Source organism: Mesorhizobium sp. M4B.F.Ca.ET.143.01.1.1 (genome assembly GCF_004792275.1).
In the GTDB taxonomy this organism is placed as follows: Bacteria; Pseudomonadota; Alphaproteobacteria; order Rhizobiales; family Rhizobiaceae; genus Mesorhizobium; species Mesorhizobium abyssinicae.
This window is the reverse complement of record NZ_SRSR01000015.1, coordinates 73767-87537: the sequence shown is the minus strand read 5'-3', so window position 1 is coordinate 87537 and position 13771 is coordinate 73767. Positions and strand designations below refer to the sequence as shown.

General features: G+C 57.0%; 18 protein-coding genes. 9 read left to right on the top strand and 9 right to left on the bottom strand.

Annotated elements, in window-relative coordinates:
* Nucleotides 1-6: 6 nt before the first annotated feature.
* The 7 genes from EN786_RS28305 to EN786_RS28275 are packed head-to-tail and all read right to left on the bottom strand — an operon-like array spanning nucleotide 7 to nucleotide 6047.
* The gene (locus EN786_RS28305) at nucleotides 7-231 is read right to left on the bottom strand and encodes a hypothetical protein (RefSeq protein WP_128346903.1); all 225 of its coding nucleotides are present in this window, start codon (nucleotides 229-231) and stop codon (nucleotides 7-9) included.
* Nucleotides 221-922 (bottom strand): type IV secretion system protein, encoded by a 702-nt coding sequence (locus tag EN786_RS28300; protein WP_128346902.1) that lies wholly within the window; start codon nucleotides 920-922, stop codon nucleotides 221-223. The genes EN786_RS28305 and EN786_RS28300 overlap by 11 nt, the downstream gene beginning before the upstream one ends.
* Nucleotides 923-932: 10 nt before the next feature.
* On the bottom strand, nucleotides 933-2021 hold the full coding sequence (locus tag EN786_RS28295) for a lytic transglycosylase domain-containing protein (RefSeq protein WP_135909112.1): 1089 nt from the start codon (nucleotides 2019-2021) through the stop codon (nucleotides 933-935).
* Nucleotides 2018-4429, bottom strand: a complete 2412-nt coding sequence (locus EN786_RS28290) for a VirB4 family type IV secretion/conjugal transfer ATPase (RefSeq protein ID WP_128346742.1) — start codon at nucleotides 4427-4429, stop codon at nucleotides 2018-2020. The genes EN786_RS28295 and EN786_RS28290 overlap by 4 nt, the downstream gene beginning before the upstream one ends.
* 3 nt (nucleotides 4430-4432) lie before the next feature.
* Nucleotides 4433-4732 carry a VirB3 family type IV secretion system protein gene (locus EN786_RS28285; RefSeq protein WP_128345000.1) on the bottom strand — a complete coding sequence of 100 codons (300 nt, stop codon included), beginning with the start codon at nucleotides 4730-4732 and terminating at the stop codon, nucleotides 4433-4435.
* A gap of 1 nt (nucleotide 4733) precedes the next feature.
* Nucleotides 4734-5084: a TrbC/VirB2 family protein gene (locus EN786_RS28280; RefSeq protein ID WP_128345002.1), complete on the bottom strand. Its 351-nt coding sequence runs from the start codon at nucleotides 5082-5084 to the stop codon at nucleotides 4734-4736.
* 12 nt (nucleotides 5085-5096) lie between these two features.
* The gene (locus EN786_RS28275; protein WP_245493480.1) at nucleotides 5097-6047 is read right to left on the bottom strand and encodes a lytic transglycosylase domain-containing protein; all 951 of its coding nucleotides are present in this window, start codon (nucleotides 6045-6047) and stop codon (nucleotides 5097-5099) included.
* Nucleotides 6048-6206: 159 nt separating this feature from the next.
* On the opposite strand from EN786_RS28275, the gene EN786_RS28270 reads away from it, so the two are divergent.
* From EN786_RS28270 to EN786_RS37885, 7 genes are read left to right on the top strand one after another with little or no spacing between them, the layout of a single operon-like run.
* Nucleotides 6207-6815, top strand: a complete 609-nt coding sequence (locus EN786_RS28270; RefSeq protein WP_128346743.1) for a hypothetical protein — start codon at nucleotides 6207-6209, stop codon at nucleotides 6813-6815.
* Nucleotides 6812-7351: a thermonuclease family protein gene (locus tag EN786_RS28265; protein WP_128346744.1), complete on the top strand. Its 540-nt coding sequence runs from the start codon at nucleotides 6812-6814 to the stop codon at nucleotides 7349-7351. Before EN786_RS28270 ends, EN786_RS28265 begins: the two co-directional genes overlap by 4 nt.
* Nucleotides 7348-8046, top strand: a complete 699-nt coding sequence (locus tag EN786_RS28260; RefSeq protein WP_128346745.1) for a thermonuclease family protein — start codon at nucleotides 7348-7350, stop codon at nucleotides 8044-8046. The genes EN786_RS28265 and EN786_RS28260 overlap by 4 nt, the downstream gene beginning before the upstream one ends.
* The gene (locus tag EN786_RS28255; protein WP_095483114.1) at nucleotides 8047-8451 is read left to right on the top strand and encodes a hypothetical protein; all 405 of its coding nucleotides are present in this window, start codon (nucleotides 8047-8049) and stop codon (nucleotides 8449-8451) included. It abuts the gene before it with no gap.
* A 1-nt stretch (nucleotide 8452) separates the two neighbouring features.
* A complete protein-coding gene (locus tag EN786_RS28250) occupies nucleotides 8453-9004 on the top strand; it encodes a hypothetical protein (RefSeq protein WP_135909110.1) in 552 nt (183 codons plus the stop codon).
* Between the two features lie 17 nt (nucleotides 9005-9021).
* Nucleotides 9022-9441, top strand: a complete 420-nt coding sequence (locus EN786_RS28245) for a hypothetical protein (RefSeq protein WP_128347149.1) — start codon at nucleotides 9022-9024, stop codon at nucleotides 9439-9441.
* Nucleotides 9442-9498: 57 nt separating this feature from the next.
* Nucleotides 9499-9672, top strand: a complete 174-nt coding sequence (locus EN786_RS37885) for a hypothetical protein (RefSeq protein WP_158302502.1) — start codon at nucleotides 9499-9501, stop codon at nucleotides 9670-9672.
* 71 nt (nucleotides 9673-9743) lie between these two features.
* Here the strand turns inward: EN786_RS37885 and EN786_RS28240 are convergent, their stop codons facing one another.
* Entirely contained in the window at nucleotides 9744-10301 is a 558-nt protein-coding gene (locus EN786_RS28240) for a hypothetical protein (RefSeq protein ID WP_189524311.1), read from the bottom strand.
* On the opposite strand from EN786_RS28240, the gene EN786_RS28235 reads away from it, so the two are divergent.
* On the top strand, nucleotides 10234-11835 hold the full coding sequence (locus EN786_RS28235) for a hypothetical protein (RefSeq protein WP_135909107.1): 1602 nt from the start codon (nucleotides 10234-10236) through the stop codon (nucleotides 11833-11835). The two genes, EN786_RS28240 and EN786_RS28235, sit on opposite strands and share 68 nt — an antisense overlap.
* A gap of 1 nt (nucleotide 11836) precedes the next feature.
* A complete protein-coding gene (locus EN786_RS28230) occupies nucleotides 11837-12844 on the top strand; it encodes a dienelactone hydrolase-related enzyme (RefSeq protein WP_128346951.1) in 1008 nt (335 codons plus the stop codon).
* Between the two features lie 481 nt (nucleotides 12845-13325).
* Here EN786_RS28230 and tatA read toward each other — a convergent pair whose 3' ends face one another.
* Complete coding sequence (tatA, locus tag EN786_RS39345; RefSeq protein WP_128346950.1) at nucleotides 13326-13643, bottom strand: twin-arginine translocase TatA/TatE family subunit; 318 nt, start codon at nucleotides 13641-13643, stop codon at nucleotides 13326-13328.
* Between the last annotated feature and the right edge of the window lie 128 nt (nucleotides 13644-13771).

The following is a 13771-nucleotide window of genomic DNA, read 5'->3' as shown; positions in this document are numbered from 1 at the left end:
TGTCCTTTATTCCGCCACCATCGCGTCAATCGCCGCGAAGGCCGCCGACGGGTCGCCGTTGATAGACGCCATCCGGCCGCATTCCTGGCGAGGATCAGCGGCATAGGACGTTAGGTTGGCGGGTCGCTTACAGGGAGCCGTCTTTTCTTTGACCGTGCCGCAGCCGGCGATGCCGGCTGCGATCACGATGACCGACAGCAATTTGGCAGTTTTGATGGTCTTAGTTGCCACTGTAGGTGAGCGCCTTCTTTGAATTGGAAATATCGGTCAAACGGCGTTGATTGTCGGCCTGCAGCGAGGAGACGGCACCGTTCATCACGCCGACGAGTTCGTTGATCGTCAGGCCGGCTTGCACCTGAAGCTGTGTGTTCTGGTCGATCGAGCCCTTGATGTCCTGGGCCTTGCCGATGCTCTGCCCGGCCTGTTCGAACGCGCTCCGGCGCGTTGTCACAGCCTTTTGCGAGCCATTGACCAAGGCGGCGACACCAAGAACGGTAGAAACCAGCTCCTCATATGACTTGTCGCTGGAAAAACCGCTGTTTGCCTTGCCGGACAGGCTTTTGACCAGTTGGAGGCCGTTGATGAAGGTGGAGGCGACTTGAGAAATATCGCCGCCGATCCCGCCAAAATTCGGCACGCCGCCCGACATCAGGCTATCGAAGGACGGCATGGTTGCGACGCTGAAACCATTGCCCACGGCAAGGTTTTGCATATGGCCGGATTCGCTGCCTCGATCGCCCGTAACCGCCTTCAAAGTATCCGTGACTGTCGTCAGAATGTCCTTGTTGGTGTTCAGGATCTTGTCGGTGGTGACCGACGTCTCCTTGGCGATCTTGAAGTTCGCGTTGTCGATAACCGGCACCTGGGCCGATGCCGCCGATGCAAGGAGCATCGAGCACGCAGTGAGAATGTAGCGCTTCATTGTAGTTCTCCTATTGGGGCTGCAGCTGAAGTTTTACGTTGGCCTCGCGTTCGCGCTTCTGCACGCAGGCTTCTTCGATCGGGCTCCATTCGAGCCCGGTGCGCGGGTCGCAAATGCCCGTCGTTTCGCGCGGTTTTTCGTCGTCCTTTTTCTTGACGTCGGCGGACTGCGACGATCCCGACACCTCACTTGTCTGCGAGGTGTTCCGCGAGTTGAACAGGTCCGCCATGGTCGTTCCGAGTAGGATGACCTGGTTTATCATCTCCAGATTGGCGTTGCGGGCGCCCGAATTGTGGTCCCAACTTTCCTGAATGGTGCCGGCGTTGAGACCGCCCAGCTGTTGCAGCCAGGACGCCACATTGCCGGTGCTCTCCTGCGTGGCCTGACTGGTTGCCATGGCGTTGATCGTCGAATCCCGCATGCCTGTGTAGGCGCTGTCGCCGCCGCCATAGTTCAGCGGAATGTTGGCCCCGTTCGACCCGCCGAATGCCGGCAACCACTGTTGGGTGATCGTTTTGACGTAACCCTGTGTTTCCTTGAATGGCGGAATGCCGCCGTACTTCTGGACATTGCCATGACCGGCGTTATAGGCGGCCAGGGCAAGGTTCGTGTTGCCGCCAAAGCGCTTGAGCTGCTGTTTCAGATAGCGCGCGCCGCCACTCAGGTTCTGTTCGATATTGTAGGGATTAACGCCGAGATCGCCGGCAGTCCCCGGCATCAACTGCGACAAGCCGATGGCGCCCGCCTCAGATTTGGCACAAGGGTTGAAACGGCTCTCCTGGTAGACGAGAGCCATGAACAGATTTTCATCAACGCCTTCTTCGCGCGCAACACGTTTTACCAACCCCGCAATCTCCGGATTAGCGTTGGCAGCTGCCACCGGATCGTCCTTTCGGCCTTTCCGGTACATCGAACATGTGACGCTCGTGTTGATCGAGTGTCGGTCCTTATCGACCTTTTCGATGTCATTCGTCTTATCCTTCCGGACCGTCTTTTCCGTCAGGTTTGCGCCATCAATGACAGGGACGCCCCCGGCCCATGCAGGAGCGGGCGCGGCAAGCGCTGTTATCATCAGCCACAGAGCAGGACTTTTCTTCATTGACCCCTCTCCAATCCGCAGAATTCAGCCAGCCAGTTTTCCGGCTCATCGCCGTACTTTTCCCGTAGAGCGGCGCATTCCTCGATTGTCTTCTTGCGGCCCGAAAGAACCTTCACCATGTCGGGCATGGACGACAGATCGAGCCGGGCAATGACCGAGTCATTGCCGTGCTTCACGAGAAAAGTGCGCTTCTCCGGCGGGGTGTTTTTGATGAAGTTGAATTCCTTCACCGTCAGGCCAAATCGCTTGATGTAGCTCTCTTCATCGGCGCGAGGGTTCGGGAAGTGGATGTTCGTTGCCGACTGTTCGATCAGGGTGTGCGAAGCCTTGGCCTTCGCGATGTCGGCCGCAGATTGTGTTCCGAAGCCCACAATGCCGTTGAGCTTGCGGATGGTCTTCATCTTGTCGACGATGAAATTGCTGAATGTCTCGTCCTGCAGTAGCTGCCAGCCCTCGTCCATGAAGAACATGACCGGATCACCGTTCAGCAGTTCGTCTAGGCGGTGATAGAGGTACATCAGCGCCGGCGTCCGCAGTTCTTCATTGCCGAGGATGCTGGTCATATCGAAGCCGAAAACACTCTGTCCCGAGAATGACAGGACGTCGTGCTGTGCGTTGAACAGCCAGGCCTTTTCGCCGTCGATCCAAGGCCGAAGGCGGGAATGCAGATCGTTGGCGTCAGCACGCGAACGGCCGACGAGCAGGCCGGACAGATTCGGCAGGTTTCGTTCAGCCGCCGGCTCTTGCATCAGGCGCGTAAGCGCCTTCTCAAGTGTGTCTTCGTCTTCCTGTGCGAAGTCGCGGCGGTCGCTGGACCGCAGCATGGCTTTCAGGAGCCGCATCAGGAATTCGCGGTTGGGACCGGTGTTTTCGAGCTGAAGCGGGTTGAAACCGGTCGGCGTCTCAGGTGACAGGACTTCATAGGAACCGCCAATCGCGCGCACGAAGATTTCGGCGCCGCGGTCTTTGTCGAAGAACACGGCTTTCGGGGTCGGATTGACGCGCATTGCTTGGGCGAGCAGGAAGGTCATTGCCACCGTCTTGCCCGAACCGGTCGGACCGGTCACCAAGAAGTGGCCGATGTCGCGCTGATGGAAATTGAACCAGTACGGCGTTTGCGACGTGGTTTCGAGAATGGTGATTGGCAGGCCCCAATGGTTGCCGTCGATCCGCCCCGTTGCGAAATTGTGCATCGACGAGAGGCCGGAGAAATTGGCGCTCGACAACATCGCCTTGCGGGCGATGTAGCTGCGATTTCCCGGCAACTGCGCCCAAAAACCGGCTTCAAGGTTCACGTCCTCGCGCAGCCAATTGATATTCATGTCAGTGAGGCAGGCCCCAAGCTCAGACACCGACTTGCTGACGCCCTGCAGATCGCGGGACAGGCACAACAGCGTGAGATGGTGGAAGCCGAAAACCGCTTCTTGGTTCATCAGACTATTGAGCGCGTAATCGATATCCTTCTCGACCGAACTTCCGGCCTCATCCGACGCCTGGATTTGCCGTTGCAGGCGAGTGATGCGCTCCTGTGCGATCGGCTTGTCTGCGATTGTGAAGGACTGCGTCAGGATGAATTCATGGTTGACCTGCAACAGCCCGTCGAGCATGCCCGGCCCGGTGAACGGCGGATATTCCTTCACCGACAGCAGAGCGCCGAAACGGCTTTCTTCGTCGACCGCAGCCTGAGCCTGCATTGTCCGCTTGCTGAAGTGCAGCCGCGATGTTCCGACGAAGTTTCGTATGCCCATGCGCGGCAATCGCATCTTGCGCGGCACGCCACAGGTCAGGATCGTGTTGAAAAACTCACACGGTTCAGAATACGGCTCCTTGTCGCGATAGGCGATCCCCAGCGCGCGAGCGCCGTACTTCTGGAGTTCGCGCGTGATGTTGGAGATCAGCTCCTCGATCTCGGTGACATCCTCGCGTGTTTGCTGGCTCCGCACTTCTCGGTTGGCGCGATCAAGCAGCTTTTTGACCGTATCACCAATACCGAGAGCGCCACGCATCCCTGACCGCACGATGGTCAGGTAGATTTCGTTCGTGAACATGCGCTTCTCGCGCAATTGGTCCATGTAGCGTCTGTTCAGCAACTCGCAGAACGGTTCGTCGAACGCGCCGCCAATCTCCGTCTCGACCTCACGACGGATGACGGTCGACCAAAGCGAAAAGCGGCTTGAGCCAAGCGCCCGGATCATCGTGTTTTGCACGACGGAACGCATGTTGAGTTCGGCCTGGTCCTCCGTCTGGAAAAACAGGCCGTCCAGCTTGATGACGCTCAGCAAGGAGCCGTTTTCCAGCCCTATCACCGTATCGGACACGTGCCGTAGGTACGGGATATGTGTGGACATAGGCCGCTCATTATGAGCGACCTTTCCAAATCCAAGCTCTTCTCTGACGACTTTCAGCATCGGTTACGGTCCGTAGGAATTGGTGCCCCAAAAGGTTTTGTTCCGGGTGCGAGGCGTCATCCGCGACGCCACCTGCAGCACGTCCAAAATCCTGCTGTCCCAGGCGCAAAGAGAAAAGAGAACGAGATAGCTGATGGGTGCGACCAGCAGCGCCCACAGGCGATTGGTCGCCAACCAACCGATCACGGTCACCCCGACGATGATCATGAACGCCATGTAGGGGATGCCCCAAAACGTTGGCGATCGGGTTAGGCCGATCACTAACGCCGTCAAGGCTGGCTTTTCGTCCTCGTACTCAGCCATCTTACTGACCGACGGCTGCGATCATTTCGTCGACGATCGCTGGAGCGCCGAACACGAGACCGATACCCACGATCACGGCTCCAGCCGTGAACCATGACAGACGGCCGGCGAAGGCCAGGAAGCCAAGACCAATCACGGCGATAATCGCCAACAACCGGCCGAACGGACCGGTAATGAAATCGACGATCATTTGGACGACAGTTTGCAGCGGTGCAAAGGCTCCGCTTCCACCGCCGCTACCTTGCGCAAGCGCCAGGTCGGCGCCCGCCAGCTGAATTGTCGCCGCCAGCCCGAGCAAGGCCGCCAGCTTCAGGGCGCTAATCCCCGTACCCTTATCCGCAAAGCACTTCATGCCTTCTCTCCTTCAAAAGTGCATCACACCGCCGACAAACTTGCCGGTTTTCGTCACGGCAATGACGCCGGCGTCGCCGTCATCACCCGCATCAGCGACCGCCGCAGGGGCGGCCGCCGTGGTCTTTGTCGTAGCTGTCGGCATTGCCAGACCGAGCTGGTAATTCACCACCTTGGCGACGTACCCGACCGTCTCCTTGAACGGTGGGATGCCGCCATGCTCATAAATGCGGTGCTCCCCGCTGTTGTAGGCAGCCGCTGCCAGAAGGGGATTTTGAAACTCGTCGAGCAGCTCGCGCAGGTACTTCATGCCGCCTTCGATGTTCTGCGCGGGATCGCAAACGTCTTCGACACCGAAGCGTGTTGCAGTGCCGGGCATTAGCTGCATTGGGCCGCGTGCGCCCTTGTCGGAATTGCGGGTCTGGTCAAATTCGCTTTCAGCCCAGGCAATGGCTGTGGCGAAAACTTCATCGACCTTATGTCGACGTGCCGTTTCGACGATTAAGCTCTTGATTTCCGGGGGGCTTAGCGGGGACGGTCCACATTCATGCACGTTTGCCGTGTTTGTGCTTGCCGGCACGGCCACACCATTATGGGTAATCGCACCAGTCGTGGACTTACTCATATCGGTAATATTTCTGATATCTCCTTCGGATGCATAACCAAGTCCTACGTTATCAATAGGGTTATCTTGATCGGCCTCTGAGGAAGATTCCGTTTCGGGTGCGACCACACCATCAGAACCGAGCACGAATTCGCCGCTTGCCTTACCCCACCGGTTTGCGAAAATAGCGCTGATCGAAGCGTCATTGACCGACGCCGAAGCTGGCATATTCGTAATAAAAGCGGCTTGTTTCTGCGATTCCTGAGCCGTAGACGCTAGCGGTCCGACCGCAGTCAAGCCTATAGCGCCCGCCATCACAGCCAATCGCGAAGCACCGTCAATTCTAGCCCTTCTGATCATCGTCCCCCGCCTAACTTGCGGTGTTGAGATTGCAACGAAAACCGATTAAGTTCGTAGTTGCATGATACCGATTTGGTGTAGTGATACAAGTTTTTGCGCCATACTTAAACCCCCCTCTCGCGGGGAATCAAATGTCACCAGGATGGTTAGGGCTAGAAAATGAAACGTACCATCATTGCAGCACTCGCTAGTTGCGTCATGGCAACACCGGCTTTGTCCGTGGAGGACATCAACAAGGACTACATCAAGTCACTAGCTGCACCGGGCAAGACGGTGCTGGTCATCGAGTATTACGACGGTTCCGGTAAGGTCGTGGACCGCACGGGCTATGCGTCTGAGGCTGGTTACAAGGCCGTCTCCCCGACAGACTTTCGCGTTGATGAAAAAACAACGCTGCATCTTTTCGGGCTGGAGCCGTGTCAGGGCGAGATGGTCAACCGCAAGGAAGACTTTGCCGGGGCGTGCTCAATATTCGCCCAAGAGCAGCTTCAGATCATGTTGAAAAGCCCGAAGGTGGTTTTCTGCCGGGCGTTTGTGAGTGAGCAAAACGCCGCGAAGCAGAATGCGACCTGCTACGGCTACTACAACTACCCCGGCAGCCTCGACACTGTAGACATGTTCGAGGAGCAGCTTTTGTCGCTGGGAGCGCTTCGGCTCGCCAAGAAGCCGGACGGAACATACGTCCGGCCGGATCTCGCCAAGGCCGAAGAAATCGGCAAGGCGGGATCATACGGCATGTGGTCCGACCCACGGGTGAAAGCACAATGAGACGGCTTCTCACCCTTCTCAGTGTCGTGCTGCCTCCGGCGGCAACATCCGCCGCCCCGGCCGGCTATTTCGACCTTCAGCCAGGCGTGACGCTCGAAACCGGCGATACGTGGGTTTCAGACGGACAGAAATACCGCCTCTTCGGCATCCAGTCCTGCCTACGTGGTACGCCCTACACCGACAAGAGAGGCCAAAAGCGCGACTGTGGCGACGCATCGCTAGCCGTCTTCGCCGCCTATATCAAAGACACGAAACCGGTGTGTGCGCCCGTCGCCAAGACGGCCGAATTTTCCTATGTCGTCTGTTACGCCACGGTTGGTAAAGACCGGCTCGACCTGGCCACAATGATGATCACAAGCGGCTATGCCTTCGCTTCGCTCAATGCCGAAGGCCTCCCCTTTCATCCTCCCTATGCCGTTGCCGAACAGGACGCCCGCGAAAGGCGGGCTGGCTTGTGGCGGTTCGAAGACGTCCAGCATCCGGCCGTCCTTCTGAGTCGATCGGCCAATGAGCGTGCCAAGAAAGCGAAACAATGAACAAAACCATCGTCGCTATGGCCATTGTTGCAGTAGGTATCGCGACCCCCGCGATTTCAGCTGACGTCATCAGGAGCCCGGCTCGAGTCCGCTATGAGCCGCGCGCAGTTGTGCCCGCTCCCGTCTATCCCGTCTTCAAAGGGCGCGTCGCCGTCATGGACGGTCGTACCCTCTGGTATCCGCAATTCGCTCAGCAAGTTCGTCTCGCAGACATCGATGCTTGCGAGCTGCCCCAATGGGCGCTCAATCCGAAATGGGAGGACCGCGAGCGTGTCAAAGCACCGCCTCCGGTCCCTTGCGGCCCATTCGCCAAAGCCTGGCTTAAACGAACCGTCGGCAATAAATCCGTCGAATGCACCGTTCTCGCCTATGGCGATGATGGCGTGCCATTGGCCCGATGCGTCGTGACGGGCCGCGATCTCGCACTCGAAATGCTCCGCGTCGGCTGGGCGCGGGTCGCAACCCCTTATCCCTACAACGGCCAGTACATCACCTATCAGCGTCACGCCATGGCGGCACGTTACGGCATGTGGGCGACTTATGTTCTCGACATGAACGAGTGGCGACGGAAGGCCGTGGACAAGACCTTAGATCGCCGGCCGATCGCTGACTTCAATCTTATTGCAGAACGGGAAAGCGAAATTTCGCCTCCCTTCGCCGACGCTCGCAAAAAACCGAAGAGGGCAGATCGATAGTTGCCAGACTTCGCCCATATTGCGAACGCCATCGCAAACGATCCCTTGGCGAGCTTATTGCTTGCCATTCCGATATCGTTCGCGCTGATCGTCCTTTCCTCACGAATCTGGTGGGTGCATGGCCCCTTTGCCGTGCTACTGCTCGCCGTGTCGATCCTTTTTCAAAGTCAACGCAACCTCGCATTCGACAGCTTTCTGGTTGGGCTCTTTGCTTTCCCGCCACTGTGCCGGGACATACCCAACCAGCTGCTTCTGTTCCGCATAGGGATCTTCTGGTTCTCAGCCTTCGCGATCATCGCCGCCATCATTTATGCCGCCGGCGATCGAGCGCAGCCCGCCCTACCCGTCGACAATCTCCAGGTCGATCGGGCGACACCGGCAGTCACCATCGAGAGGACCACCTGACATGAAAAACCTGCTTTATGCGGCAGCCGGCCTAGCAGCCGTCGCTATCCTGCCTGCTACCGCCGCCAAGGCTCAAGATGCCTCCTGGGGTTGCCAAGTACTGCTCTGTGCTGCCTCGCAAAGTCCGTCCTGGCATGGCGTCTCCTACTGCGTTCCGCCAATGACGAAACTTATTCGCGCCATGGCGAAGCCAGGCTTCTCTTGGCCGATTTGCCACGAAGCAAAGGCTGGAGAACCTGGCCGCCAAGAGTACGCAGACTGCCCCGAAGGCTCGAAGGTCGACTATAGCGAGCGGGGCAAGGAAGGCAATCGCCGCGTCCCCGATCAGTGCGTCAAGACCGTGAATGTCTGCAAATCGAGGTTTAACAGCCAGGCCGACAAAAATGGCCTCACTATTCCCGTTCGTCGCGCTGGTCGTGACAGCGACAACGGAAGCAATAGCTGCACCAAAGAAATTTCGTCAATGCGTCCCCGCCGCGCCGATCCCTGGTATTTCGACATCCCGAACGACCAAGGTGTAAAACAACGCCACTGGTTCAATTTGAATCTTTAGGTGAGGATTTTTCTAGCGTGAACCAAAACGCACTTCTCGCGATTGCCGCCACCGTTGGCTTGTTAGCCGGCGCTGGAGGCACATGGCTTGCGATGCCCAGCGTCGAAGCACAGGCACTTTCTAAGGCCGAACTCACAGCGGCTATTTCTGCCGATCCTTCTCTGTGCCCTGTTCGGCAAGCCCCGATCGTCGAAGCGCCGACGGAGGATGAAGCTCTTGCCGCTTTCCGGAAGGCACAGCAAGCTTCGCCGCTCGTTTGGGACCGCAACAACATGCCCGAGATCTCGCTTGCTCTCGGCCAGTGCGACAAGAACAGCAGCGGCCCCGGGGTTTCGTGCATGACATCAATCAAGATGTCACCACAGGCTCAGCCTCTGGATCGCGTCGTCGGGTTTGCCAAAGACGCATCCGGAGAATGGATCGCTACCATCAACTAGCCGGCCTCCGCCGCCGTTTTTAAACGGCGAGACCGACGAAAACAGGTGTTGCTGAAAATGGAAGACGAACTGCTCGACTACGCCACAGTCTGTGCGACAGGTCTGATCTGCCTCGTCATTGCCCTGCTTTTCGGCTGGAACTTCATAGCCGCTTTGATTTGGGGATGCTTGACCGGTGCCGTGCAAGCCGGTGCGATCAGGTTGATCCACGGAAGAGCAGATCGACTTTGACCGCAAGCGCGTGTGGCATGAAGAAGCCCGCTTTTCAACGGGCTTGTTCACCCCCATGATGGCCGATCACCTCACCCAAAAGGCGCCGCCATCTCCATAACCGTCGCCATTTCCTGTTCCTCGAGACGCTCCCGCCTCGCGATCAAATATGCCGCGATGTATACCAGCTTCCCGATGGATTCCTGGTGATCGGCGGGCTGATACGCAATCACGTCGCGCCGCGCCGCGGCCTCGTCCAACGCGATCACGTCGCCAGCCCCGGGCCCCTTCTCAGCCTCTCGCAACGCTTTGGCCACTCTTTGAGCTGCGACATGTCGTTCGGTTATGTCGGCCAGTGTGCCGAGCCGCGCCTCAGCATTAATCGCCGTGCGATTCTGCCGAGTGAAATGGTTGTCTCCGGATAGGTCATTTGAAGATTTTCCTAGGCTCAGCATGGCTTCATTCCTCATGCGGGCACACTCCGCCCCTGCCACCCCGGCCAAATCGAGTTGATAAAAACGTTGATCAAGGACGAGAGCACGATAGGATACGAAACGAAACGAAAGCAGCGCCTGTAAGCCATTGATTAAGAATGGAAAAATATTTCTCCCTCCGCCGGGGGACGAAAGTGATTTCAAAGAAATATTCAAGCGGTTGGCCGCGGCGGGTGCTGGTAGGCCATTAGGCAAGGACGGGTTCCCTGCAGGCCCATGGACGCCAGAGCTTCTCGCAGAGGCGATTTCACAGATCGATTCCAACCGAATTGGGGTCGATCTGCGAACGGTGCAGCTTTGGTTTCAAGAGAACGAGAAGGGAATTAGCACTGCCAATATTCGTTGGCTGGCGAGGGTTTTTGGGTGCGATGATCCGGTGGCAACCAGCGAATGGCAGATGGAGCTTAGTGCGGCGCAATCGCGGTTATCGGCCAAGAGACGAGAATGGAAGAGAGCCGGAAGCAGCGTTGCACAGGAGATTCCAGATACGGCGCTGACTGCGACATTCGATGACGAGACAGACTCCCCGGCAGAGCCGACACGGGATACTGACGCCAAGGGGCCGAGGCGGCGTTTTAGTTTGGCGAGGAAATCGGAGGCGTTTTTTAGTCACGGATCTCCCCTGAATTTACCGGCGTCGGTGTTTGCCGGCATGACCGCCCTCGGCTTTTTGTCGTACATCATTGGTATCCACAACGTCACCTACGAGCGAGCGGACGGGCTCGTTAAGCAGGTTGGATTCCTTTGGGCAGCGAATTGGACACTCGACTTTATGGTGTTCTTACCGCTGTTTTTCTTCTTCGTTATAGAGTTGCTGGTCTTCTGGAAAAGTGAGGGGCGCAGAAAGCTCGCAGCGCAGGGCGATCAGGTGGAAAGCGACGACGCCTGGTTGCGCAACGTTGACGCTTCCTCGTACACATATTGGTCGGTTTTTTTGATTTGCTTGCTGTTCGCGGGTCTTTTTCAATGGATCGGCGTGTCCTTGATCCCGTTGATGAAGGGCGGTGGCAACTATGCCATAGATTGGGGAAAAATAGCTCTTGTGCGTCCTGAGGTCATATCTGCCCCAGAAACAGTCGTTTTTACGGGGCTCGCTTACCTATACATGTGCCTGGTGTTTTATCTTTTCTTCGCAGGTCTCATTTTGCTCTATACGGTTGTTCATGATCTTTGGAGAATTGGAGACGGATTGAAGAAGCTGCCGCATATTGATCATCAGCAAGAGCTCAATGAAGCCGGCCTCACAGTGATGCGTGGGGTTTTTCGGTGTACTGTTTTGGGGGTTCTGGTCGCCATATGGATGAAGGTCCAAAGCTCTTATCTGGCATCCAGTGGTGAGAATATCGTGGCGTGGTTGGTCGGCGATATGTCTTCGATGTTCCAAGGTCGCGATGATGTGAGCACCGGGTTCCGCTATCGTATGCCGACGCATTACAGCAGCCTTCTTATCGTTATTTCGACCTGTTTTGTATTTCTGTACGGCTCCATCCGATTAGGTGTCGGAGGTCGATTTCTTGCGCCTTTGTGGAAGATGTCGGCGGTCGTGGCGTTACTTGTTGTCAGCTACTTGTTGATCGACGCGTTTGCCGGCTTTTCCACCCTTCTGGCCATTTCAGTGCTAGTCGCACTATACGGCCTGTTCGATCCAGGATTAGGCCGCTGGCGAGCGAGCGAGTTAGGAAACAATTAGAGTGTTTCATAGTTGGCTCGATCGTTGGGACGAACGCCGGGCCCTTCGCGGAGAGGAAGGGAAGAAACCAACGGATTTCGTCCTTGACGCGGAACGCGCCTTTCCAGGTGCGAAGAAGATAACAAGTATCGAGGAATTCTGTGCCCTTGCGGACCAAGCCGTGGCTGATCCAACCTTTTTCGATGAGCCGAGTGTGAGTGATCAGGGTTTTGAAAGGCTAGATGGGTGGCTCAAATTTCCATCGGACATTTCTACTGAAATCGAACAGAACAATGTCGTCTCGGCGAAAATCACAGAAAGCGGGTCGTTCGATCAGTCGATGGTGATTTTTCACCATTGGAATGCAAGCGCCCGGAATCGTCAGATTGCCAACTTTTTCTCGCAGCGTGGTATCACGGTTGTCGAGATTGCTATGCCTTATCACTTCGAACGCAGCCGTCCCGGCTCCGTGCACGCCGACTATATGCTTAGCCCTAATCTCGGTCGAACGATCCAATCTGTAAGGCAGGCAGTGTTGGATGGGCGAAAACTCATACGTTGGTTGAAAAGCGAAGGCTATCGAGAGATTTCGGTTCTCGGAATGAGCTTAGGTTCCTGGGTTGCGGCCATCGTCGCGGCACACGACTTGGCTGTGTCAAAAGCCTCGTTGTTTCTGACGGCGGGGAGTCTAGCGGATATGGTTTGGACGGGCCGGGCGACACGATCGATACGCGATAGCCTTGAGCCTGAGATTGAGCTGACCGATCTCAGAAGGGCCTGGGGTCCACTTAACTTGGAGAATTACGCGCATAGTTTGGCACGGCCTGATCTCGATCTTCAGGTTGTGTTGGCTAAGAGAGACAAAGTGGTGTTGCTAGAGCTATCCGAGAGGTTCATGCAGAGGCTGAGGGACGCCGGGGCTAGGCCAAATATTTTGGAATTAAACTGTGGTCACTATTCGCTCGCCATGCCGCCTTACATTTTGTTGGCCGGCTTGAGCTTGAAGCGGTTACTAAGGCGCGGCCGTTGAGCGGTTTCTCTCGTCTGCTGACAAGTCGGCCCGGCGAGCATGAGTTTGGCGTTGGCCGGTCAGTTCACCAGCAAATTCTCTGGTAGGCGTCACGACACGAAAGTGATGAATCTGGGGTCGCCCCCTATACGGCTGGGTTCACGCTATTTGTCGGCAGCGCTAATTCCTTTCGGATTTTCACGCTGATATTCCGCCCACACCCGCTTGACCTGACTTGCACTGCAGCCGGCGAGACCGCGCCACGCATTGGTCGCCACTGTCGACCGGGGCAGTCAGTCGATCCGGGCAACCTGCATTCCTAAGTTCTGCCTTCTTCGATTCCAATGCAATTCCTACACGTGGATCTGACTGGCAAAAGTCCGGACCGCAGTAACACTGGGCGAAAGCCTTGAGGGTGCTCGCACCGAGACTCAAGCATGCAACCGCGGCAATCATAGCTGTGCGCATCACTTTTCGCGCCGTCGATGTGAGAAGGAGTAAGCTACCTACTCGGATTTGACCAGGTTGCCGGCATCCACTTAGCCCCTGGGGGTTGGGACGCGGACAACGGCCCGTCTGCCAACGCCCCGTCGTTGCTTGCGGCCGGATCCCCTCCGGGATGGACAGGAGCCGGCGAGGCCACAGCAACTGGGACTCTGCGCGGCGCGTCCTGGCCGCTCGAAAGTTCGCGCGCCTCGCGGCGAAAGCCACCAATGCCTTTTCCTATATCGGCCAGGAGCGCCGAGATACGGCCTCGTCCGAAGAGCAACATGATGACGGCAAGGACGATCAGCCAATGCCAAGCACTAAATGATCCCATGGTTATTTCAGTCCACTACCCGCGTCTTGTGGAAATGCTGCCAACTGACTGCTCGTGGCGCAACGGATTACTGTCGCGGCCTTCCGCCCTGCTACTCCAGCTCGCACACCGCTGGTCTGCGCAACAAA

Excerpts from the sequence above, each read along its gene's own strand:
- EN786_RS28285 (WP_128345000.1), bottom strand. The coding sequence starts at position 4,732 with ATGGCTGAGTACGAGGACGAAAAGCCAGCCTTGACGGCGTTAGTGATC.
- EN786_RS28265 (WP_128346744.1), top strand. The coding sequence starts at position 6,812 with ATGAGACGGCTTCTCACCCTTCTCAGTGTCGTGCTGCCTCCGGCGGCA.
- EN786_RS28275 (WP_245493480.1), bottom strand. The coding sequence starts at position 6,047 with ATGATCAGAAGGGCTAGAATTGACGGTGCTTCGCGATTGGCTGTGATG.
- EN786_RS28300 (WP_128346902.1), bottom strand. The coding sequence starts at position 922 with ATGAAGCGCTACATTCTCACTGCGTGCTCGATGCTCCTTGCATCGGCG.
- EN786_RS28295 (WP_135909112.1), bottom strand. The coding sequence starts at position 2,021 with ATGAAGAAAAGTCCTGCTCTGTGGCTGATGATAACAGCGCTTGCCGCG.
- EN786_RS28290 (WP_128346742.1), bottom strand. The coding sequence starts at position 4,429 with ATGCTGAAAGTCGTCAGAGAAGAGCTTGGATTTGGAAAGGTCGCTCAT.
- EN786_RS28250 (WP_135909110.1), top strand. The coding sequence starts at position 8,453 with ATGAAAAACCTGCTTTATGCGGCAGCCGGCCTAGCAGCCGTCGCTATC.
- EN786_RS28270 (WP_128346743.1), top strand. The coding sequence starts at position 6,207 with ATGAAACGTACCATCATTGCAGCACTCGCTAGTTGCGTCATGGCAACA.
- EN786_RS28280 (WP_128345002.1), bottom strand. The coding sequence starts at position 5,084 with ATGAAGTGCTTTGCGGATAAGGGTACGGGGATTAGCGCCCTGAAGCTG.
- EN786_RS28260 (WP_128346745.1), top strand. The coding sequence starts at position 7,348 with ATGAACAAAACCATCGTCGCTATGGCCATTGTTGCAGTAGGTATCGCG.
- tatA (WP_128346950.1), bottom strand. The coding sequence starts at position 13,643 with ATGGGATCATTTAGTGCTTGGCATTGGCTGATCGTCCTTGCCGTCATC.
- EN786_RS37885 (WP_158302502.1), top strand. The coding sequence starts at position 9,499 with ATGGAAGACGAACTGCTCGACTACGCCACAGTCTGTGCGACAGGTCTG.